Source organism: Streptomyces longisporoflavus, assembly GCF_014649775.1.
Classification (GTDB): Bacteria; Actinomycetota; Actinomycetes; order Streptomycetales; family Streptomycetaceae; genus Streptomyces; species Streptomyces longisporoflavus.
Genome location: NZ_BMTR01000029.1, coordinates 1 through 22,556, shown reverse-complemented (window position 1 = coordinate 22,556; position 22,556 = coordinate 1). Strand labels below are relative to the sequence as shown.

Annotated in this window: 14 protein-coding genes; 8 read left to right on the top strand and 6 right to left on the bottom strand. The window is 70.6% G+C overall.

Going from position 1 to position 22,556, the window contains the following annotated elements; genetic code table 11:
- Positions 1-53 precede the first annotated feature (53 nt).
- Positions 54-905, top strand: coding sequence for an SDR family oxidoreductase (locus IE226_RS36680; RefSeq protein ID WP_190085827.1), 852 nt, complete (start codon positions 54-56; stop codon positions 903-905).
- Positions 902-1,447 (top strand): anthrone oxygenase family protein, encoded by a 546-nt coding sequence (locus tag IE226_RS36675; protein WP_229871769.1) that lies wholly within the window; start codon positions 902-904, stop codon positions 1,445-1,447. Before IE226_RS36680 ends, IE226_RS36675 begins: the two co-directional genes overlap by 4 nt.
- A gap of 140 nt (positions 1,448-1,587) precedes the next feature.
- Here the strand turns inward: IE226_RS36675 and IE226_RS36670 are convergent, their stop codons facing one another.
- Together IE226_RS36670 and IE226_RS36665 are read right to left on the bottom strand one after the other, a co-directional pair.
- Positions 1,588-2,487, bottom strand: a complete 900-nt coding sequence (locus IE226_RS36670) for an LLM class F420-dependent oxidoreductase (protein ID WP_190085826.1) — start codon at positions 2,485-2,487, stop codon at positions 1,588-1,590.
- A 292-nt stretch (positions 2,488-2,779) separates the two neighbouring features.
- The gene (locus IE226_RS36665; protein WP_190085825.1) at positions 2,780-3,445 is read right to left on the bottom strand and encodes a TetR/AcrR family transcriptional regulator; all 666 of its coding nucleotides are present in this window, start codon (positions 3,443-3,445) and stop codon (positions 2,780-2,782) included.
- A gap of 64 nt (positions 3,446-3,509) precedes the next feature.
- Between IE226_RS36665 and IE226_RS36660 the strand changes: the two genes are divergently transcribed.
- Positions 3,510-5,042 (top strand): monooxygenase, encoded by a 1,533-nt coding sequence (locus IE226_RS36660; RefSeq protein WP_190085824.1) that lies wholly within the window; start codon positions 3,510-3,512, stop codon positions 5,040-5,042.
- 167 nt (positions 5,043-5,209) lie between these two features.
- Complete coding sequence (locus tag IE226_RS36655; protein ID WP_190085823.1) at positions 5,210-6,010, top strand: bestrophin-like domain; 801 nt, start codon at positions 5,210-5,212, stop codon at positions 6,008-6,010.
- Between the two features lie 174 nt (positions 6,011-6,184).
- Here IE226_RS36655 and IE226_RS36650 read toward each other — a convergent pair whose 3' ends face one another.
- Positions 6,185-6,775 carry a hemerythrin domain-containing protein gene (locus IE226_RS36650; RefSeq protein ID WP_190085822.1) on the bottom strand — a complete coding sequence of 197 codons (591 nt, stop codon included), beginning with the start codon at positions 6,773-6,775 and terminating at the stop codon, positions 6,185-6,187.
- Positions 6,776-6,785: 10 nt separating this feature from the next.
- The gene (locus tag IE226_RS36645) at positions 6,786-7,985 is read right to left on the bottom strand and encodes a hypothetical protein (RefSeq protein ID WP_190085821.1); all 1,200 of its coding nucleotides are present in this window, start codon (positions 7,983-7,985) and stop codon (positions 6,786-6,788) included.
- A 470-nt stretch (positions 7,986-8,455) separates the two neighbouring features.
- Here IE226_RS36645 and IE226_RS36640 point away from each other — a divergent pair, with 470 nt between their 5' ends.
- Entirely contained in the window at positions 8,456-9,280 is an 825-nt protein-coding gene (locus tag IE226_RS36640; RefSeq protein ID WP_190085820.1) for a SigB/SigF/SigG family RNA polymerase sigma factor, read from the top strand.
- A gap of 477 nt (positions 9,281-9,757) precedes the next feature.
- Positions 9,758-10,246: a DUF5709 domain-containing protein gene (locus IE226_RS36635; protein ID WP_190085819.1), complete on the top strand. Its 489-nt coding sequence runs from the start codon at positions 9,758-9,760 to the stop codon at positions 10,244-10,246.
- 386 nt (positions 10,247-10,632) lie between these two features.
- Here IE226_RS36635 and IE226_RS36630 read toward each other — a convergent pair whose 3' ends face one another.
- Positions 10,633-10,950 carry a hypothetical protein gene (locus tag IE226_RS36630; RefSeq protein WP_190085818.1) on the bottom strand — a complete coding sequence of 106 codons (318 nt, stop codon included), beginning with the start codon at positions 10,948-10,950 and terminating at the stop codon, positions 10,633-10,635.
- Positions 10,951-11,057: 107 nt separating this feature from the next.
- A complete protein-coding gene (locus IE226_RS36625; protein WP_190085817.1) occupies positions 11,058-12,716 on the bottom strand; it encodes a catalase in 1,659 nt (552 codons plus the stop codon).
- Positions 12,717-13,030: 314 nt separating this feature from the next.
- Here IE226_RS36625 and IE226_RS36620 point away from each other — a divergent pair, with 314 nt between their 5' ends.
- Together IE226_RS36620 and IE226_RS36615 are read left to right on the top strand one after the other, a co-directional pair.
- Entirely contained in the window at positions 13,031-19,687 is a 6,657-nt protein-coding gene (locus tag IE226_RS36620) for a non-ribosomal peptide synthetase (protein ID WP_190085816.1), read from the top strand.
- Positions 19,684-22,556, top strand: a 2,873-nt coding sequence (locus tag IE226_RS36615; protein WP_190085815.1) for a non-ribosomal peptide synthetase, incomplete at its 3' end; no start/stop codon positions are given. The genes IE226_RS36620 and IE226_RS36615, both read left to right, overlap by 4 nt.

Below are 22,556 nucleotides of genomic sequence, written 5' to 3'. Positions count from 1 at the left end.
TCGAATCAAAGTGTTACGGTTCTCATACCTTATGGGGAAGAGAGGACCGTGTCATGTACCTCATCACCGGGGCGACCGGATCCATCGGAAGGCCGCTCGTCGAAGCCCTGCTCGCGGACGGGAAAGCCGTGCGCGCGATCAGCCGCAACCCTTCAGCCGCCGGTCTCCCGGCCGGCACAGAGGTGGTGCAAGGAGACGCGCGCAAACCCGGGCCGCATCTCCTCGATGGGATAACCGCCCTGTTCGTCCACCCGCGGGCCGTCGGCGAGGAAGCCGCGGGCAAGCTGGTGACCGCGGCAGCCGAGCAGGGCGTACGACGTGTGGTCGTGATGTCGGCGATCAACGTCGACGAAGAACTCGACCACCAGCCCTCGCGTTACAACGGCGACCGCAACAAGGAGGTCGAACAGGCCGTCGTCCGGGGCCCGTTGCCCTGGGTGAGCGTGCGGCCCACGTCCTTCGCCCTCAACACCCTCACCATGTGGGCCGGTCAGATACGGGCGGGGAACGTGGTGCGCGGCCCCTACGCGGGCTTCGCCGAGGCACTCGTACACGAGAAGGACGTCGCGGAGACGATCGCCCGGGCCCTGCGGGACGAGGCGTTCACCGGCCGGTATGTGCCGGTGTCCGGACCGCACAACCTCACCCACTCCGAAGCCGTGGCGACCATCGGCCGGGCGATCGGCCGCCCGCTCCGCTACGAGGAAATCCCCGCAGAAGCCGCCGCGCAGGGCATGATCCGCTCCGGTGGACTACCCGAACCCTTCGTCCGGGCACTGATGGCGCGATACGAACGCGGCGAGAAAACACCGGCCCGGGCCACCTCGGCGACCGGCGCGCCCGGGCGGACCTTCGCGCAGTGGGCCACCGAGCACGCCACCGACTTCACCGGCGCCGACCAGTGAACGCGCGACGCCTCGCCCACCTCACGGGCCTGCTGTTCAGCGGTCTGTTCGCGGGTTTCCTCCTGGCAGTGCTCGTACTGGAGAACTCCCTGCGCTCCCACACCGCGTCCGTCTACACCCAGGTCCGGCACGTAGAGCTCGACGCCCTGGACAAACTGGCCCTCGCCACTCTGGCACCGGCGGCGGCCGCCGTTCTCGTCCTGGCCGTGCTGGCCTTCCGCACGCGGGCCAAGGAACGCTGGTTCGCGCTCGCGGCGCTCCTGCTGATGGCCGCGATCTTCATCCTCACCGCCAGTGTCAACGTGCCCATCAACAGCGACCAGCTCGACTGGTCCGTCACCACGCCACCCGCCGACTGGGAACACCAGCGAAACCGGTGGCAACTGGCCCACCTCATCCGGACCCTGGCCGCTCTCACGGCCTTCGCCGTCCTGGCCACGGCGATGGCACTGCGCCCGGACAACCGGACCGGCAACACCCTTGGCAGAGCCACAAAGAGAGCCGCAAAGGCGGCCGACGCGTCGGCGGCAGCCCCTGCATGACCGCGTCGGCCGGCCGCAGGCACGGGCCGGCCGCCGTGATGCCGCCGAGGGCCTGGCAGAGGTCGCAATCGGCGGTGCGTCTCCCCGCCCGCCCCGGATCGAGCCGGCCGTATCCGAGGGGGCGAGGAGAACGTGCCGTGCTACGTGCTGCTCAAGTTGAGGGCCGGGGCCAGTTCACGCAGCGTGGGCAGCGGGTCGGACGAGGGATCCTCGCCGAGAACCTGTACGACCACGTGGTCGGCGCCCGCATCCAGGTGCTGCTGCACGCGCGCGACCAGTTCCTGCGTGTCGCCGATGGCGACCATGCCATCCGCCAGCTTGTCCGAGCCGCCCACGACCACGTCGGACTCATCGAACCCCTGCCGCAGCCAGGAACTGCGGTAGTTCGGCAGCTGCGAGTACATGTGCAGGTGCTGGTGTGCCCGGCGCAGACCGTCTTCACGGTCGGTGGTGAGCGCGACGGCCTGCTCGCTGACGACCCACTTGTCGGCCCCTACCCGATCGCGCGTCCTCGCGGTCTGCTCCGGAGTCACCAGGTACGGGTGCGCCCCGTCGGCAGCCGTGGCGGACAGCTCGATCATCTTCGGGCCCAGCGCGGCAAGGAGCCGGGCCGGGCGCTGCCCTCCCGGTTCGACCTCGTCCGGCACCGCGTCCATGACCCGCAGATACTCGCGCATGGTGCTGAGGGGCTTCTCGTAGGAGCCGGCATAGCTGTGCTCCACCAACGGAGCGTGGCTGACACCCAGTCCGAGCACGAACCGGCCCGGGTGCAGCGCTCCCAGCGTACGGGCGCCTGCTTCGCTGGCCGGAGCGCTGCGGGCGTGGATGTTCGCGATGCCCGTCCCGACCACCAGCCGCTCGGTGTTGCCCAGCAGAGCAGCGGCTTGGGTCAGCGTCTCCTTGCCTCCGGCTTCGCCGTAGAACAACGATCCGTAACCGAGTTGCTCGATCTCGCGTGCCCGGGCGATCACGTCGGCGATCGGCCACCGATCGCTGGTCCACCAGACACCGACCGGGGAGCTGAAGTTGATGTTGACCATCCGCCGAGGCTACCGCGCCCGCAGACTGCACAGGACGCATTTCGGGCGGCCGGCCCTTGCTGGAATCCCCGGCGGGCGGGACGCATGTGACCGCGAGAAGCGAGCTTCTCGGCCGAACTACCGAGTCATCAGAAGCTGAGGACGACCGCGGAAACTGCACCGGATCACCGGATCACCGGAAAGCTTGCCTGCCACGCCTACGGTGACTCGGTTACCGACGTACCGATGCTGCAGTCCGTGCACCCCTGCGCAGCGTCACCGAGCCGGCCCCAAGGTGGAGTCGCCAAAGCGCTCAGCGCCGCACAGCACGCAGTCCGTCCAAAAGCAGCCGCAGACCGAACTCGAAGTGCGCCGTGACGTCCGTGCTGGTGAGTACCGGCAGGGTGGCGGCAAGGTGTGGATACGCGCCTGCCGTCACCGCCTCGCGCAGGTCCCCCGCGTCGGCGGGCCTCCCGTTCCCCGGCCGGAGGGCGGCCTGTTCCTCCAGCGTGTGGCCGACGGTGAAGTTGGCCACCGCGTACAGCGCCCGCGCCGCTTCGCTGTCGCCGAAGCCCGCCTCTCGCAGCACGCCGACGAGGCTGTCGGCGAAGCCCAGGGTGTTGGGTCCGGTCGAGTGCGTGCCGGCGAAGACGCGTGCGCCGTCGCGATGGGCGAGCAGGGCCGTGCGCAGTGCGCGGGCCAGGCGCGCCGTTCCCTCGCTCCAGTCGTCGTCGCCCGTGAGTCCGGCGGCGGCCCCGACACCGTCGACCATGCGCTCGGCCATCGCGGTGAGGAGGTCTTGCTTGGTGGCGAAGTAGCGGTACAGCGCACCCGCCCGGACGTCCAACGCGTCGGCGAGCCGGCGCATGGTCAGCGCGTCGAGACCGGACTCGTCCAGCAGGTCGAGTGCGGTCTGGATGGTGCGGGCCTGGTCGAGTCGTGCGGGCCGGCCTCTGGTCGGGGTTGACGGGGAGCTCATGGAGCTTATTCTAGTGAACATCGTTCACGTGAACACTGTTCACTAAATAGGGAGAGCATCGCCCATGAACACCGATGTGATCGTCGCAGGGGCGGGCCCCACCGGGCTGATGCTCGCCTGCGAGCTGGCACTGGCAGGCGTACGAACCCGGGTCCTGGAGCGGCGCACCCGACCGCAGCGCGACTCGCGGGCGCTGAGCTTGCACCCGCGCAGCGTGGAACTGCTGGACCAGCGGGGGCTGCTCGACCGGTTCCTGCCGCTCGGCCGGACCGTGCCGGGCTGGCACTTCGCGGGGCTGCGCACCCAGCTGGACTTCAGCGGGCTCGACTCCCGCCACGGCTACACCCTCTTCCTGGCCCAGGCGCACACCGAGGCCCTCCTCGAGGAGCGGGCGCACGAGCTGGGCGTGGAGATCAGGCGCGGATACGAGACGCTCGCCGTGAGCCAGGACGCGGGCGGGGTCGAGGTGCAGGTGCGCGGCCCTGGCGGCGCCACGGAGACCATGCGCGCCCTGTACGCGGTCGGGTGCGACGGCGGACGCAGTGTCGTGCGGCAGAGCTCGGGGATCGGCTTCCCCGGCACCGACGAGACCCTGACCGGAGTGCTGGGGGACTTCGCGATCGTCGACGCCCGGCCGGGCGCCCTGGAGGCGGCACGGGCCCGCGGCGTGATCATTGCGCCGCTGGAGGGAGGAATTACCCGGTTCGTCTACATGGATCCGGAGCGGATACGGGTGCCGTCCCGGACGCCGGTGACCCTGGAGGAGTTCCGTGCCTCGCTCACCCGCATCTGCGGCTCCGACTGCGGGATCGGCGAGCCCCGCTGGCTGTCGCGCTTCGGCAATGCCACCCGGCTCGCGGAAAGCTACCGTGCGGGACGCGTCCTGCTGGCGGGCGACGCCGCCCACATCCACTTCCCCGCGGCGGGCCAGGGGCTCAACACCGGGCTCCAGGACGCCATGAACCTGGGCTGGAAGCTGGCAGCCCGGGTCAACGGCTGGGCCCCGCCCGGGCTGCTGGACAGCTACGACCGGGAGCGCCGGCCGGTCGGCCAGCTGGTCACCGACAACACCGAGGTCCAGACACTGCTGGCGGAACTCACGCTGGTCGCGCAGTACCAGCGTCCGGCCGCCGCCCTGCGCACGCTCCTCGACCAACTGCTGGGCATGACAGAGGTCAACCGCCGGCTCGCCGATCAGGTGTCCGCGCTCGGCACCGTCTATCCCCCGGCGGCCCCAGGCGCCGATCCGCTGGTGGGGCGGCGTATGCCCGACGTCGGCCTGACCACAGCCGGCTGGAAGGCGACACGGGTGTACGAACTGCTCCACCAAGGCCGCTTCGTTCTGCTCACGCTGGCCGGAGACCCGGCCCCTCGAACGGCCCTCGAGGAGGGCTTGGGCGCGCACGTCCAGCACGTCACCGTCGACACGTACGACGAACGTGCGGACCTCGACGGAGTGCGGGAAGTCCTCGTACGCCCCGACGGCCACGTGGCGTGGGCCACCCGCACCACCGACAACGGCGCACGCACCGACGACCACGACCGATTCCAGCTCCAGCTCCAGGCACTGACCGCCCGGGCGGGTACGGCTGCCTGAGCAGGCGCGCCGCGCCGGCCACGGATTGAGGCCTACCGGCCCAAGAAGTCCGCTCGTTCGAAGGCGCAGAGACGTTTTTCTTGTTCCGACCATGTGTGGCACGGGACATGATCCCGACGCCCTCGCGCCGGGGGCGACCTCCTCGAACCCACCCGAAGGTGCCCCCCGTGCTCCTGATCATCGTCGTCGCTGTCCTGGCCCTGCTGGCGGGTCTGGCCGCCAACCGTTTTCTGCGTCCCAGGCTCCTGAGTGAGGACGACGACAGCGGCATGGCCGTCAAGGATCTGGTCGGTCCACTGCTGACACTGACCGTGCTGCTCCTGGCCTTTGTCCTGGTAACGGCCAACGGGTCGTACGGCAAGGCCGAGGTCGCTTCACGCGGCGAAGCCCGTGCCGTCGACCAGCTCGTCGAAGCTGCCGAGTACGCCCCCGGAACGCAGAAGGGGAAGATCCAAGCTGACTCCATCTGCTACGCCCGCGCCGTTCGCGCCCAGGAGTGGCCCGCAATGGCCGACGGCGACGGCTCCTCGGCGCCGAGCGTCTGGTCCACCGACCTGCGGCGCGTGTTCCGCGAGGTGGAGGGCAAGCCGGTCTTCGGCATGCTGGTCGCCGCCGACAACAAGCGCTCCGAGGAGCGCGAGGAGCGGCTCACCCAGGCCACCGCCAGCATTCCCGGCACGATCTTCTGGTTCCTGCTCGCCACCCTCGTCATCACCGTGATGGCCCTCGGAACGTGTATCCCCCGCAGGAACAACCGCGGACAGCTCATCACCCTCACCGTCATCACCGCACTCCTCACCGCCACCTTGTGCATCATCCGCGATGTCGACCGTCCCTTCGGGGGCATTATCGACATCAAGCCCACCGCCATTACGGATGTGGAACGCCAGGCCGATCGCGACTTCCTCGCCCACCACGCGGCGGCAGATCTGCCCTGCGACGGGCAGGGCAACCGCACGAACGCCTGAGCCCCGCACCCGCGCGCCCGTACAGATCCGGACGCCCGCCAGGACGCGAAGCAGCGTCGTCTTGCCCGCTCACGGACAGACCGGACAGACCGCGGTCTGCGCCGCACGCACGATTCAAGGAGCCAGCCGTACGGAGGGGCGGGCCGGTGTACGGCCCGCCCCCCGGGGAAGTCGTCAGCCCGTGTCCATGGCTTTGCGGACGGCGTCCTTGGTGCGGTCCATCAGGGCGGCGAGGGGCCCGATGGCCATGTTGGCCGTGCCGGACTCGACGCCGGGGTGGGGGCGAGTGGGGGCCATGGCCTCGGCGGCCTTCACGGCCTTGGCCATCGCGGCGAGGTTCGCGCTGTCGGTGCTGCGGCGGATGTGGGTGAACTCGTAGCGCTCCTCGGCGCGTGCGTGTTCCTGCACGTCCTTGCGCAGCTTCAGCAGCTGGGGGATGAACTTCGGGTCGTCGGTGTCGTAGTCGTCCAGTTCCGCCAGGGTCTCCTTGGCGGCCTTCTCCTCGGCGAGCCGCTCTTCGACGACCTGCCGGCCGCCGGTCAGTCCGCGCCGGGCGAAGGGATGGACGACCTCCTCCTCTGCCGTCTCGTGCACGGCGAGCAGGCGCACCAGGCGGCGGAACGCGTCCCGGCGTTCTTCGCCGTCCGCGGCCTCGACCTCGTCGAACAGGTTGCGGATGTCGCCGTGCTGGCGCATCAGCAGGCTGACGACGTCGGTGTCCGCAGCGTGGTCGTCACCGGCGTGCGGGGTGGTGAGTTCGCTCATCTGCGGTGCCTCACTTCTCGCGCTGGGAGGGGTCGGGGTGGTCGCCCTCGGTCTGGACGCGGTACTCGCGGCCGAACATCGCCCCGTGTTCGACCATGACCCGGTCGCTGGGCGGTGCCTCGCCGCCGTGGATCTGCTCCTGCATCTGCTCGAACCGCTCATGCGCGTCGCGCACATAGCCGGTGCCGAGCGTGGTCAGGTCCAGCTGGGTGTCCAGCAGCTCGCGCACGTACCGCTTGTTCGGCTCGAACGTCAGCACATCGGGCAGCTCGGAGGCGAGCACCGACTCCGGTTCGCGTCCGTCGTGGCGGCGCATCAGGTCGCAGGCGAGGTGCAGGTGCTCCAGCTCCATGTTCAGGTGCAGCTCCCAGATCGCCCTGACCTTGGGGTCGCTCTCCTGCTCCATGAAGGAGTAGTACAGGTAGCACTCGTTGTACTCGTGGTTGACCAGCTGCTCCCACCAGGTCTCGCCCGGGTCCACCAGGGACTCGTAGTGGGTGACGTGCTCTTCCTCGATGAGCCCGATCTCCTGGTAGAGCTGGCGGGCGATCGGCTCCATGTAGGTGGGGCCGGTGTTCATGTAGAAGTTCATCGTCTGCTGCTCCGCCGCCATGATCGTCAGGGCGTGCAGCTTCGACAGCGGATGCGTCTCGTCCCTGGCATAGGGCCGGCGCACGTTGTCCACCGGGTCGCGGTGGTGCAAGCGCGTCGGCCTGCCCGGCATCACCTCGGTCAGACCCTCCACGATCGACTCCGCCTTGCGGTGCTCGATCATCTCGTAGAGGTTCGCGTACCGGTACAGGTGGTCGAAGTCCTCCAGCACACCGAACTGGTAGGCCTGCTTCAGCTGCGGGTCGGGCTCCATCCGCGCCACCCACGCCGTCAGGTCGACCGCGACCTGCTCGTAGGCGATCGTCGTCTCAAGGACCGAGGCCACCCCCGGCAGCAGCCAGTTCACGACCTTCTGCTGCTGCGCCTCGATGTAGCGGGTGCGCGCCAGCTGCTGCTTCACCTCGGGGGCGACCGTGTTGCGGGCCAGTTGATGGCTGAACATGATCGCTTCGACCTCGATGCCGTTCATCGCGATGACCCGGCAACGGGTGTACGGGTCGCAGTGATCCGGATCGATCGGATCGACGTTCAGCTCACGCCAGCTGCGCAACTGCCGATCCAGGGGTATCCCCCGCTGTTCGAGCGGATTGAACGTCACGACAGTCCTCCTCCTCATTGAGGGACGGGTGGGCGAAGTACCCCCGCAACCGCGCCCCATGTCGCGCATCCGCCGATTTCACCGGGACCATCCGCCCGCCCTTCCGTCGGGTCCGCAGGCCCGCCGGCACACACGCCCGGCCAGCCACACAGGTCCGGATCGGCAGCCGGATCAGCAATCTCATCAGCAGGTCGAGGACGGCACTTCGCTGATGTGCCGTAGCCACGCTGGTGTGCCGTAGCCACACGGCCCGCCCGTCACGGCACTGCGCGGATGCACCGGAGACGCTGCCGCCGCATGGTGATCACCTGCGCCCGTTCGGCCTGTTTAGACCCGCCGATCAGGGTCAGTAGTCGTTTCGACGTGCTTAGGCACATACACGGGAGTGCGCCTGACAACGGCCGTCCTGCGGTGTGTTTCGTCGCCCTCCCGTGCTGCCGGATCACAGCAGTTCGACGGGAGGCCCGCAGATGACCGCACAGACAACACACCGCCCCTCAGACGCGGACGCCCCGGACACCACCGCCGCCTTCGAGCGTCTGCACGCCCTGCCCGAGGGGGCGGAACGACAGCGGCTCGGCGCGGAGTTGGTCGAGGCGTGGCTGCCGATGGCACGGCGGCTCGCGGGAAAGTTCCGCGACCGCGGGGAGCCGCTCGAGGACCTGGAGCAGGTCGCCGCCCTGGGTCTGGTCAAGGCCGTGGACCGTTACGATCCGGCCCGGGGTCCCTTCGCGCCCTACGCGGTGCCCACCATTGTCGGAGAGGTCAAGCGCTACTTCCGCGACCACGCCTGGAGCGTGCACGTGCCCCGGCGGATCCAGGAGCTGCGCAACAAGGTCAGGGCCGCCGTCCGCGAGCTCTCGCTCGCAAATGGCTACCGGCTTCCCACTCTGGCGCAGATCGCCGAGCACACCCAGATGAGCGAGGAAGACGTGCTGGCCGGCATGGAGGCCATCGACAGCTTCCGCGCTGTGTCGCTGGACGCCCAGCTCGGTGCCGGCGGCTTCGAGGGCGAGTCTCCGGTACTGGGTGAGCTGCTGGGCCACAGCGAGCCGCGCTACGACACCGTCGTCGCCCGCGAGGCGGTGCGGCCGTTCCTGGCCCGCCTGCCCGAACGCGAACGCCGCATCCTGTACCTGCGCTTCTTCCGGGACATGACCCAGGCCCAGATCGGCGAAGAACTCGGCATCTCCCAGATGCACGTCTCCCGTCTGCTCAGCCGCGCCTGCGAACGCGTACGGAGGCAGATAGAACGCGACGCGACAGACCAGCGGCAACCCGCCCTCGCGGCCTGACATTGGGCAGCAGGAACATCAGGGCCCACACGGCGGCGAAGGCGGCACCGATAAGGACGGCTCAGCATCCCGGGCCCTGTAGCCAGCCCGCACAGCAGGGAAGCCGTGGTACGGCCCAGCACAACACCTACAGGCACTGACGGCGTTCTTCCACCAAACGGGTCAGTTCCCGCAGCGTGTGCAGGAACACAGGTCAGCCGGACCGCTCACGGCTCGGAACACCCCCCCTTGTCGTTTCTTCTCTCCTCGCGCCAACTCACGCCACCAGCCACTGTGCCGCCTCCCCCATGGGCATCCGGCCCGCCGGACGGGGGCCCGCGGCCGCTTGTCACACATGTCCCGGGAGTGCCCCGAAAGCGCGTCGTCGCACCTCTTGATGAGGCGTTTGGCGGGGTCCGCCGCGGGCACTTCGAGCACCGACGCGCGACGATCTAAGGGCGAAGCGCGATCTCACGAAACCCCTAGCGCGAGGTAGTCATGAGCGACCAGAACATGGCGGACGACGCCTACCAGCCCACCGGCGACAACGAGGAGCAGGCGGACGCCGCCCCGCTGGACCTCCAGGACGCGGTGGACGAGCGTAGTTACGACGACATGCTCGACGAGGGCTACTCGCCGCCGGAGAAGCCGCTGGGCGTCACCAAGACGGGGACGACGGCGGAGGAGCAGCACGAGGGCGAGACGCTCGACGAGCGTCTCGAGCAGGAGGTCCCGGACACGGAGCCGCCCGCCGGTGACGGCGTCGGTGATCTGCCTGGAGGTGAGGGCGAGCCCCTCGACCCGGAGTCCGGGGAGAGCCGCGCGGGGCGTCTGGTGGCCCCGGACGAGGGCGCCCATCCGGACACCACCAAGGAGGTCATCGCCACGGACGAGGGAATCGACGGCGGCGCGGCGGGGGCCGAGGAAGCGGCGGTACACATCGTCCCCGACGAGGAGCTGCCGCCGGCCCCCGGAGGACACGACTGACGGGGTCGGTTGCGGGACACCCGGTCCGGGCACGCACGATCACACGCCAGAGGCACCCCGGTGGGTCGGCGCGCGGGAACGGACGGCTGGGGGTAGCGGTCTTATCGCCTTCGGGCTACGGACAGGACCCGCTCGGGAAGTTCCTTCGCGCGGTGGACCGGTTCGCGCGGCGAGGCGGAACCGGAGTACGGAGCGCGACCGCCGCGCCATTCAGGGCAAGGTCGACAACCGGCTTCCCGGCCCCTCCCGGACGGGGATCCCCAGCGGAAAGCCCTGTCCGGGTGGACGTCGGGGATGACGGACTGAACATGCCGGTCACGCCGCGTGCCTCGGCGGCCGGGGCGACGGCCGCCGAGGGCGGCGGCGGGCCCGGCCCGGTGCCCTGCTCACGGGCGGGGATTCTCCCGTCGCCACGGAGGCTTGGCATCGGCCCCCGTGCGTCCGGCCACGGAGGCGCACCGCCTGCACAGCCGCTGGATGCGGTCGGCCGCGCCGCCGGACTCGGGGATGGCGTCCGTCCAGGGCACGTGCGGGAAGCGGGTGAGCTGCGAGCGGCTGAGGGAGAGCCCGCAGACGGTTTCGTTGCGGCCCTGTTCCCAAGCGTGCGCCTCACCGGCGGGCAGCCGGCGGCGCCCCTCTTCCTCGTCGACCCATTGGCCGGAAGCCGCCACCGCGTATGTCGTCCGTTGCGCGTGCCGAGCCATGCTCACCGATTCCTTTCGTGCCTTCGGGCCCCGGGGGCGGATCGTGCCCGCGTACGCGGCCGGCCTCGCGGGGCCAGGCGTGAACGCGGGCGAGTCCTGCACCGGAGTCAGCGGGTCACGACGTGCCGCTCGTCGGGGACGCAGTGCGTCATGGTCAGACCGCTGACGTCGCGCGGCGGGTTGTCGCCCAGGTTGGCGAGCCGCTTGCGGTCCTCCTCGGTCAGGCCCTGGCCGGTCAGCGGCCGCAGACCTGCGACATCCTTCGGGCCGATGCCGATGCCTTCGCCGACCTTGAGGCCCAGCTCGTTCTCGACGAGCAGGAAGTGCCACACCATCCGCTCCTGGACCGCCCGGTCGCACTGCGAAAGCAGGTCGACGAAGTTCGCCACGAGATCGTCGCGCTCCCACTGCTCCATCAGGAGGTAGCGCTGGCCCGCCTGGAGGTAGTCGTTGGTGCGCGGAATCCGCTTGCGCGTCAGCCGGCCGTGGATCTCCGGTCCCACCTCGTCGTGGGTCGGGTACTGGGCCTCCCGCAGGCCGCCGGTGATGGACGGCTCGTAGTTCACGATGGGGTTCTCGCCGCAGCCGTCGACGTGATACGCCATCAGTCCGTCACGCTGGTTCGTACGGACCTCGGCGTTCTTGGCCTGGTTGACGGGCAGTTGCAGGTAGTTCGGGCCGACGCGGTAGCGCTGGGTGTCGCTGTAGGAGAAGGTGCGGCCGACCAGCATCTTGTCGTCGGAGAAGTCGAGGCCGTCCACCAGGACGCCCGTGCCGAACGAGATCTGGTCGTTCTCCGCGAAGTAGTTCTCCGGCATCCGGTCGAGCACCATCCGGCCGACCGGCTTGGGCGGGAAGTCCTGCTCGGGCCAGGTCTTGGTGTCGTCGAGCGGGTCGAAGTCCAGCTCCGGGTGGTCGTGGTCCTCCATGATCTGCACGAGCAGCTCCCACTCCGGGTACTCGCCACGCCCCACCGCCTCGTACAGGTCCTTGGTGGCGTGCCCCAGGCCCTCGGCCTGTACGTTGGCCGCGTCCTCCTCGGTCATGCTGCGGACGCCCTGCTTGGGCATCCAGTGGTACTTCACCAGGACGGACTCGCCCTGCTCGTTGACCCACTTGTACGTGTTGACGCCGAACCCCTGCATGTGGCGGTAGTCGGCGGGGATGCCACGCGGGCTGAACAGGTTGACCAGCATGTGCATGGACTCGGGCGTCTGCGACATGAAGTCGAAGATGCGCCGCGGCTGCTGCTCGAACGTCACCGGGTCCGGCTTGAGGGCGTGGATGACGTCGGGGAACTTGATCGCGTCCCGGATGAAGAAGACGCCCAGGTTGTTGCCGACCAAGTCCCAGTTGCCGTCTTCGGTGTAGAACTTGACCGCGAAGCCACGGGGGTCGCGGGCCGCCTCGGAGGAGTCGCGGCCTCCGATGACCGTCGAGAAGCGCACGGCGACATCGGTGCGCTTGCCGCGCTCCTGGAAGAGCTTGGCGCGGGTGAAGCGGGCGATGGGCTCGTCACCGAGAGCGCCGTAGGCCTCGAAGTACCCGTAGGCCGTCACGCCGCGGGCGTGGACGACGCGCTCGGGGATGCGTTCGCGGTCGAAGTGGCTGATCTTCTCGAGGAACTGGTAGTTCTCCAGCGTCGCCGGGCCGCGTGAGCCGACCGTGCGCTGGTTCTGGTTGTCGTAGACCGGATGGCCCTGCCGGTTGGTGAGCACTTCCCGACCGTCGTCCGACGCGGGGCCCTTGCTCGATACATCCGTCACGTTCGTCGTCTCCTTCGACCCGAATGCGTTCGTTTGCTCCGATTCATAAAGCTATGCGAGGTGAGGCCGACGGGCTGAGGAGCGGGCGACCGTGTCAGCACGTCGACCCCGTCCGGCTCAACTGGCCGGGTCGCACTCCTGCTCCCGCCTCATCCGGCAACTGCCTCACCGCACAGGCAGGCGGACGATCGAGAGGGACTCGAGCAGCGCCTGTTTCACTCGTCAAAATTGGGGGTGATGGTGTGCTGGATTCGGTGGAGCGACGCCGTTCGCTGCAGGAACTCGATGAGACGGCAGCAGTTGCCGTAGCTGACGTGACGATTCACGAAGTGTTTGCGCGACAGGCTGCCCGTACTCCGGACGCCGTCGCGGTGGTGGCCGGCGAGACGTCGTTGACCTACCGGGAGCTCGACGACGGCTCGGAGCGGCTGGCGCGGGAACTGGTCCGGCGCGGCGTGTGCCACGGAGCGGTCGTGGGGGTGGTTCTGCCCCGCTCGGCGGCCCTGGTGACGGTCCTCCTCGCGGTGCTCAAGGCCGGCGGGACGTATCTGCCCCTGGACCCGGATTATCCGGCCGAGCGCGTGGAGTTCATGCTGCGCGACGTGCGGCCGGTCCTGCTGCTCACCTCCTCGTCCGCCGCCGCGAGCCTGCCCTCCGCCGCCTGCCCGAGCCTCGTACTCGACGAACTGGACGCGGCGGTCGTACCGGCCCGGCAGGCGGCCCCGCAGGCGGACGAGAGCACTCCGGCTCTCGCCGTGTCCGTACACCCGGAGCATCTCGCGTACGTCATCTACACCTCCGGTTCGACCGGGGTTCCCAAGGGCATCGGCATCACCCACCGGGACGTGGTGGGTCTCGCACTGGACCGCTGCTGGCGCGGCGGCGCCCACGAGCGGTTGCTGCTGCACTCTCCACTGGCGTTCGACGCCTCGATCTACGAACTCTGGGTGCCGCTCCTGAGCGGTGGCGCGGTCGTCGTGGCCCCTTCCGGTGACCTGACCCCCGGGGTTCTGGCGGACCTGGTGAGCGACTACGGCGTCACCGCTCTCTTCCTGACCACCTCGCTGTTCAACCTCCTGGCCGAGGAGGACCCGCGTTGCCTGGCCGGGCTGCGGGCCGTCTGGATCGGCGGCGAGCGACTCACCTCGCGTGCCGTCCGACGCGCCGTCGAGGCCTGCCCGCACACGCAGTTCGTCAATGGTTACGGGCCCACGGAGACCACGGTCTTCGCCGTCTGCCATGCGGTGGACCCCGCGGAGCCGGTCGGCGACAGCATCCCCATCGGGCGCTCCATGGACAACATGCGCGCCCACGTACTGGACGACCGGTTACGCCCGGTCCCCACGGGGACGGCCGGTGAGCTGTACCTGGCCGGTGTCGGGGTGGCGCGCGGCTATCTGAACCGGCCCGGGCTGTCCGCGGAGCGCTTCGTGGCCTGCCCGTACGGCGGCACCGGTGAGCGGATGTACCGGACCGGCGACGTGGTGGTGCGGGCCCCCGGCGGCGAACTGGTGTACCAGGGGCGGGTCGACACCCAGGTGAAGGTGCGGGGCTTTCGGATCGAGCCCGGCGAGATCGAGGTGGTGCTCCTCTCCCACCCCGGCGTGGCGCACGCTGCGGTGATCGCCCGTGAGACCTCCGGCGGGGCCGGGAACAAGCAACTGGCGGCGTATGTCGTCCCGGTCGGCTCCGAAGCCGTCGGGTGGGGGCCGGCCGGCGGCAGTATCGCCATCGGCTCCGGCTTCCGGGCCGGGGACCTGCGCGGGTTCCTCGCGGGCCGCCTGCCCGAGTACATGGTGCCCTCGGTTTTCACGGTTCTCGACCAGCTGCCGCTGACCCCGAACGGGAAGCTGGACCGGGCGGCGTTGCCGGAGCCGGAGTTCGGCGGCGGCGCGTACCGGGCGCCGGGCACGCCCGGCGAGGAGCTGCTCGCCGGGTTGTTCGCCGAGGTCCTCGGCCTCGACCGGGTCGGCATCGACGACGACTTCTTCGCGCTGGGCGGCGACAGCATCCAGTCCATCCAGATCGTGTCGCGGGCCCGCGCCCGGGGCACGCAGATCAGCTCGCGCGAGATCTTCGAGCAGCGGACCGTGGCCGCCCTGGCCGGGGCTGCCGCGCGCCGCGGGTCCCACACGCGGCCGGTACTCGCCGAGCTGGCGGGCGGCGGCACCGGATGGATGCCGCTGATGCCGGTGGCGCGGTGGATCATGGAACGCGGTCCCGGCTTCGACCGGCTCGTCCAGGCTGTCGTACTCGAACTGCCGGACGGCATCGACCGGGCCGGCCTGGCCGCGACGCTCGGCGCGGTCATCGACGGGCATGATCTGCTGCGCGCTCGCCTGGTGACCGGCGGGCAAGACGCTGAGCCCGGGGTACCGGACGAGGGCGTGGGTCTGCACGTCGGGCCGCCGGGCTCGGTGGACGTGGACCCGCTGATCCGGCACGTCGGGTGCTCCGGTTACTGGGACGCGGAGTCCTGGCGCCCTCTGCTGGTCGACGAACTCGACGCGGCTGCCGGGAGGATGGATCCGGCAGCGGGTGTGGTGGCGCAGTTCGTGTGGTTCGACCCGCGTGCCACCGGCGGGGACGAGGGGCCCGCCGCCCCCGGCACGGAGGCTGCACCCGACTCCACGGCGTCCGCCGGTCCCGGCCGGCTCCTGGTCGCGTTCCACCACATGGTGATCGACGGCGTGTCGTGGCGGATCCTGATGCCCGACTTCGCCGCGGCGTGGGCGCGGGTACGGGCCGGACACGACACGAACACGGACCCCGCCCCGGCCCCGGCGACAACATCGGTTCGGCGCTGGGTGCACGCCCTGACGGACGCGGCCACCGCCCCGGCACGGGTCGCGGAACTGCCGCTGTGGCGTTCGGTGGTCGCGGGCCCCGACCCGGTCCTGGGCTCCCGGCGCCTGGATCCCGCCACGGACGTGATGGCCACCGTGCAGAAGGTGCGCGTCCTGCTGCCCGTCCCGGTCACCGAAGCCGTCCTGACGGCACTGCCCGCAGCCGTCCGCGGCGGGGTCAACGACGGCCTGCTGGCCGCACTTGCCCTGGCCGTATCGAAGTGGCGCCGCCGACGCGGCGTCGACGAGCCCTCGACCCTGATCCGGCTCGAAGGACACGGCCGTGAGGAAGACGTGGCACCGGGCGCGGACCTGTCCCGCACCGTGGGCTGGTTCACCAGCGTCTTCCCGGTGCGCCTTGACCTCGCGGGAGCCGACATCGACGACGCCTTCGCGGGCGGCACCGCCGCCGATGACGTGGTCAAGGCGGTCAAGGAGCAGCTCCTCGCCCTCCCCGACAAGGGCATGGGCTACGGCCTGCTGCGCTACCTCAACCCGCAGACCGCCGAGGTACTCCGCGACCATCCCATCGGCCAGATCGGCTTCAACTACCTCGGCCGGTTCTCCGCCGCCGACATGCCCGACGAACTGCGCGGACTCGGCTTCACGCAGACCGCCGAACTGGCCGACTTCGCGGAACTGGCCGAGCTGGACGCCGGGCACGACCCGCGGATGCCCGCGCTGTGCGAGGTCGACATCAACGCAACCGTCACCGACACCCCGGAAGGACCCCGCCTCGGCGCCGTCTTCGGCGCCCCGGCCGGCGTGCTCTCCCCCGACGACGTGCACGAGCTCGCCGACCTGTGGTGCGACGCCCTCGCCGGCCTCGCCCGGCATGCCGCACAGGCCGACGCGGGTGGTCTGACGCCGTCGGACGTCCCCCTGGTGACCGTGACCCAGAGCGCCATCGAGACCTGGGAACGCCGCTATCCGGGACTCACCGACATCTGGCCGCAGACCGCACTCCAGTCGGGACTGCTGTTCCAGTCGCGACTGGGCGACTCCGCGTTCGACGCGTATCAGGTGCAGTACACGCTGCACCTGTCCGGAGCCGTCGACCCGGAGCGGATGCGCGCGGCCGGACAGGCCCTGCTCGACCGGCACGCCGCCCTGCGGACCGCGTTCGTGTCGGACGACAACGGCGACCAGCTCCAACTGGTGGTCGACGGAGTCGCGCTGCCATGGCTCCACCGCGACCTCTCCGGTCTCGAAGGGCCCGGACAGGCCGACGCGTTCGAGCGGTTCCTCGCCGAGGACCTGGACACCCACTTCGACTCCGCGGCCCCGCCGATGCTGCGGCTTTCCCTGCTCACGCTCGGCGCGGACCGTGCGGAACTGGTCCTGACCGCCCACCACGTCCTGTTCGACGGCTGGTCACTGCCGCACCTGACACAGGATCTGCTGCGGCTCTACGCCGCCGGCGGCGACGCGGCGGGACTGCCGCGCGTCCACGACTACCGAGACTTCCTCGGCTGGCTGGCGCGGCAGGACCACGAGGCCTCGGCCGCCGCCTGGGCCGGGGAACTCGCCGGCCTGGACGAGCCCACCCTGCTGGTGCCCGCCGACGGGCCCCGCACGGACCTCACGGGCATCGGCCAGGTGGAGGTGCCGCTGCCCGCCGACATCGCGCGCGTCCTCTCCCGACGCGCGGCCGAGCTCGGCGTCACGGTCAACGCCGTCGTCCAAGGCACCTGGGCGATCCTCCTCGCCCGGCTCACCGGCCGCCAGGACGTGGTGTTCGGCGCCACCGTCTCCGGCCGGCCGCCCGCCGTGCCCGGGGTGGACTCCATGGTCGGCCTGTTCCTCAACACAGTGCCGATACGTGTGCGGTGCGCCCCCGCCAACACCCTCGGCGAACTCCTGACCGCGCTCCAGGACCGGCAGGCCGCGCTCCTGGACCACCATCACCACCCCCTCACCGAAACCCAGCGGGCCACGGGCCTGAGTACGTTGTTCGACACCTACGTCGCTTTCGAGTCCTTCCCCCTCGACCGATCCGGCATCGAGGAAGCGAGCCGGACCGCCGGGATCACGGTCACCGGCATCCGCCCGTTCGCCACCACGCACTACCCGCTGACCGTGATGGCCCTCGCCGACTCCGACCGGCTGCGCCTGTCACTGCAGTACCAGCGCAGCGTGTTCGACCACGACGAGGTCGACCGCATCGGAGCCCGATTCGGCCGGATCCTGCGTCAGCTGGCGTCGGACCCCGGCCGGCGCGTGGGCACCGTCGACGTCCTGGAGCCGGCCGAACGGGAGCGGCTGCTCGGCCGGTTCGCCGCCACACCGGCACCAGAGCCCGCGCTGACGATCCCGCAGGCATTCGAGCGGCAGGCGATCGCCACGCCGGACGCGGTGGCGGTGGTGTACGGCGAGATCTCGCTGACCTACCGCGAACTCGACGAGCGGGCGAACCGCGTCGCACGCGGCCTGGCCGATCGCGGGGCCGGTCCCGAGACCGTCGTGGCAGTGGCCTTGCCGCGCTCCGCCGACCTGGTCGTCGCGCTCCTGGGCGTGCTGAAGGCCGGCGCGGGCTATCTGCCGATCGACCCGGAGTACCCGAGCGGGCGCCTCGCGCACATCCTGCGCGACGCGCGCCCCGCCCTGGTGCTCACGGACCCCGCCACCGGCACCGCGGTGCTTCCCGACGACGGCACTCCCCGTGCCGGGCTCGACGAGATCACGGCCGACGGGAGCGGAGCGGGCCGCCTCGGGGACGGGGAGCGGGTGCGGCCCCTGCGGCCGGACCATGTGGCGTACGTGATGTACACCTCCGGGTCCACCGGAACGCCGAAGGGCGTGGCGGTCAGCCACCGCAACGTGACCGGCTGTCTGCCCGGTCTCACGGCCGCGCTCGGTATTCCACCGGGGTACCGCATGCTGGCGGGCACGTCGGTCAACTTCGACGTGTCGGTGTTCGAGCTGTTCACCACGCTGTCCACCGGCGGCAGCGTCGAGGTGGTCAGGGACGTACTGGTCCCCGGCGAGCGCGGCGGTTGGTCGGGCGGTGTCATCAGCACGGTCCCCTCCGCGTTCGCGGAACTCCTCGACCAGCTGGGCGACAAGATCACCGCGGACGCGGTGGTGTTCGCGGGTGAGGCGCTGCCCGCCTCACTGGTGCGCCGGGTGCGCGAGGCGCTGCCCGGCGTGCGCGTCGTCAACGCCTACGGCCAGAGCGAGACCTTCTACGCGACCACGTTCGCCGTCGCCGGGACGGACGAGTGGTCGGCCGCGGCGAACGCGCCGATCGGCACCCCGCTGCCGGGCAACCGTGTGTACGTCCTGGACGACGGACTGCTGCCGGTGCCTGCCGGGACGGCGGGCGAGCTGTACGTCGCCGGCGCCTCGGTGGGGCGCGGCTACTGGGGCCGGAGCGCACTGACCGCCGAGCGCTTCGTCGCCGACCCGTACGGGCCGCCGGGAACGCGGATGTACCGCACCGGGGATCTGGGCCGCTTCAACGCGGACGGTGATCTGGAGTACGCCGGGCGCGGCGACGCGCAGGTCAAGATCCGGGGCATCCGGGTCGAGCCCGCCGAGGTCGAGGCGGTCCTCACCGCGCATCCCGGGGTCGACCGGGCCGTCGTCGTCGCCAGGGACGGACACGGCACGGGCTGGGCCACGCAGTTGGTGGCCTATGTCGTGCCGTGCGCGGCGGGCGGCACCGATCCCGGCGAACTGCGCGGTCACGCCGCCGCGCGGCTGCCCGAGTTCATGGTGCCTGCGGCCGTCGTACCGCTGGACGCGCTGCCTCTGATGCCGAACGGCAAGCTGGACCGCGCCGCGCTGCCCGAGCCCGAGTTCACCACCGGCCGCTACCGCGCACCCCGGACGCCGAAGGAAGAAGCCCTGTGCCGCCTGTACGGCGAAGTCCTCGGCGTGGAGCGGGTGGGACTGGACGACGACTTCTTCGCCCTGGGCGGCCATTCCCTCCTGGCCGCCCGCCTCCTCGGCCGGATCCGTTCCGAACTCGGGGCCGACGTGCCCCTGCGGGCCATTTTCGACACCCCCCGCATCACCGACCTGGCGAGCAGGGTGCAGGACACCTCTGCGAGCCCTGCGAAAGAGCCCCCGGCATCGAGCCGACCTCGCCTGCGCAAGATGGATAGGAGTAAGTACTCATGATCCCGTTGTCCTTCGCGCAGCGTCGGCTCTGGTTCATCGACCGGTTCGAGGGCCCGTCCGCGGCCTACAACCTTCCCTTCGTCCTCCACCTGAGCGGCCGCCTCGACGTGGCCGCGCTGACCTCGGCGGTGCGTGACGTCGTCGTGCGGCACGAGAGCCTGCGCACAGTCTTCGGCCAGGACGAGGCGGGCGTGCCGGGCCAGCGGGTGCTGCCCGACGAGCAGATCCTGCTTCCGGTGCCCGTGACCGACGTGGCACCGGCCGAGCTTGCCGGCGCGGTCGCCGAGGCGGTGGCCCACCGCTTCGATCTCGCGGCCGAGATACCCGTACGGGCCCATCTGCTGCGCCGGACCGCCGACGAGCACGTACTGGTCCTGGTGATGCACCACATCGCGAGCGACGGCCAGTCGATGGAGCCGCTGGCACGCGACCTGGCCGCCGCGTACGCGGCCCGTCTGACGGGCGAGGCCCCGCAGTGGCCGGAACTGTCGGTGCAGTACATCGACTACACCCTGTGGCAGCGCGAACTCCTGGGCGACGAGTCCGACCCGGACAGTGTTCTTGCCACCCAGCTGCGCTACTGGCAGGGCGAACTGGCGGGCGCCCCCGAGCAGTTGCCGCTGCCCACGGACCGGCCGCGGCCCTCCGCCGCCAGTCACCGGGGCGACAGCGTGGAGTTCACGATCGAGCCGGCCCTGGTTGCCGCGGTACAGAACCTGGCCGACGACCGGGCCATCCCCGGACTGACCCCGTCGATGGTGATGCAGTCGGCCGTCGCGGTGCTGCTGCACCATCTGGGTGCCGGCGAGGACATCACGATGGGTTCCACCGTCGCGGGCCGCATGGACTCCGAACTGGCCGACCTGGTCGGATTCTTCGTCAACACCTGGGTGCTGCGGACCGACCTGGCCGCGAACCCGACGCTGGAACAGGTGCTCCAGCGGGTGCGGAACAAGGCGCTGAGTGCCTACGAGAACCAGGATGCTCCCTTCGAGCGGCTGGTCGAGGCACTGAACCCGGAGCGCTCCACGGCCTACCACCCGCTGTTCCAGGTGATGTTCACCTGGCAGGGCGACTCCCGCGTCGACGTCGCCCTGCCGGGGGTGCGGGCGCGTCTCGAGGCCATTCCGACCGCGACCTCCAAGTTCGACCTGGAGTTCAACTTCGGCATCGACCCCGACGAGCGGTCCATGCGGTGCACGCTGGAGTACGCCACCGACCTCTTCGACCGCAACACCGTGGAGGCCGTCGCCGCCCGCTTCGTGCGGGTGGTCCGCGCGTTCGTGGCCGATCCCGGTGCACGGGTCGGCTCGGTGGACGTGCTGGACCCGGCGGAGCGCGCGATGTTGCTGCACGAGTTCACCGGCACGACGGTGCCGGCCCCCGACGTGACGGTCCCCGCCCTCTTCGAGCGCCGGGCGGCCGCCACTCCCGACGCGGTGGCCGTGGTGTCGGACGGTGCGGCGCTGACGTACGGGGAGCTGAACACGCGGGCGGAGCAGGTCGCCCGCGCCCTGGCAGGGCGTGGAGTACGCCCCGAGTCGGTGGTCGCGGTGGCGCTGCCGCGCACGGCGGACCTCCTCGTGGGGCTCCTTGGCGTGCTGAAGTCCGGGGCCGCCTATCTGCCGATCGACCCGAAGTACCCCAGCGCCCGTCTGGATCACATCCTGGCCGAAGCACGGCCTGCCCTCGTCCTGACGGCCGCCGAGTCGGCCGGCGTGCTGTCCGCAAGCGACGTCCCGCGGCTGTTCGTCGCCGATGTCGCGAGCGGCGCCCTCCCGGCGGACGCCGGACGGACGCCGGTGCGGCCGCGGCCGCACAACGCGGCGTACGTGATGTACACCTCCGGTTCGACCGGCACACCCAAGGGCGTGACCATCACCCACCGCAACGTCGTCAACGGCGTGCTGCGGCTCGCCGAGCGGGCCGGCATCGAGGCGGGCTCGCGGGTCCTCGCCGGCACCTCGGTGAACTTCGACGTCTCCGTCTTCGAAATCTTCACCACACTGTGCGCGGGCGGCACCGTCGAGGTGGTCCGCGACGTGCTGGTGCTCGGCGAACGGGACGGCTGGAACGGCGGTGTGATCAGTACCGTGCCGTCCGTCTTCGCCGAACTCCTCGACCAGACGCGCGGAAAGATCAGCGCCGACGCGGTGGTGTTCGCGGGCGAGACGCTGCCCGCCTCACTGGTGCGGCGGGTGCGCGACGCCATTCCGGGCGTGCGGGTGATCAACGCGTACGGGCAGACGGAGAGCTTCTACGCGTCGACGTTCGTGGTGCCGTCCGGCGCCGACACGGACGGCACGGACGCCGCGCCGATCGGTTCGCCGCTGGGGAACATGCGGGCCTATGTGCTGGGCTCCGGGCTTGCTCCGATGCCTCCGGGCGTGGTGGGCGAGCTGTACATCGCGGGGTATGTGGCGCGGGGCTATCACGGCCGTGCGCCTCTGACCGCGGAGCGGTTCGTGGCGGACCCCTACGGGGCTCCGGGGTCACGGATGTACCGCACGGGCGACCTGGCGCGGTGGAACAGCGAGGGACAACTGGAGTATGCCGGGCGCGACGACGCGCAGATGAAGGTGCGCGGCTTCCGCATCGAACCGGGCGAGGTCGAGGCGGCGCTGACCGCGCACCCCGGCGTGTCCCAGGCCGTCGTCGTCACCCGCACGGGCCGGGGCATCAAGCAGTTGGTGGGCTATGTCGTGCCCGTCGGCATGGAGGGCGGCATCGGCACCGTCGAAAGCCTCGGCCAGCTCGACGTCGACCTCACCGCCGGTGTGTCGCCGAGGGAGTTGCGGCGTTTCGCGGCGGGGCGGCTGCCGGAGTTCATGGTGCCCTCGGTCCTGGTGATGCTGGACCGGCTGCCGCT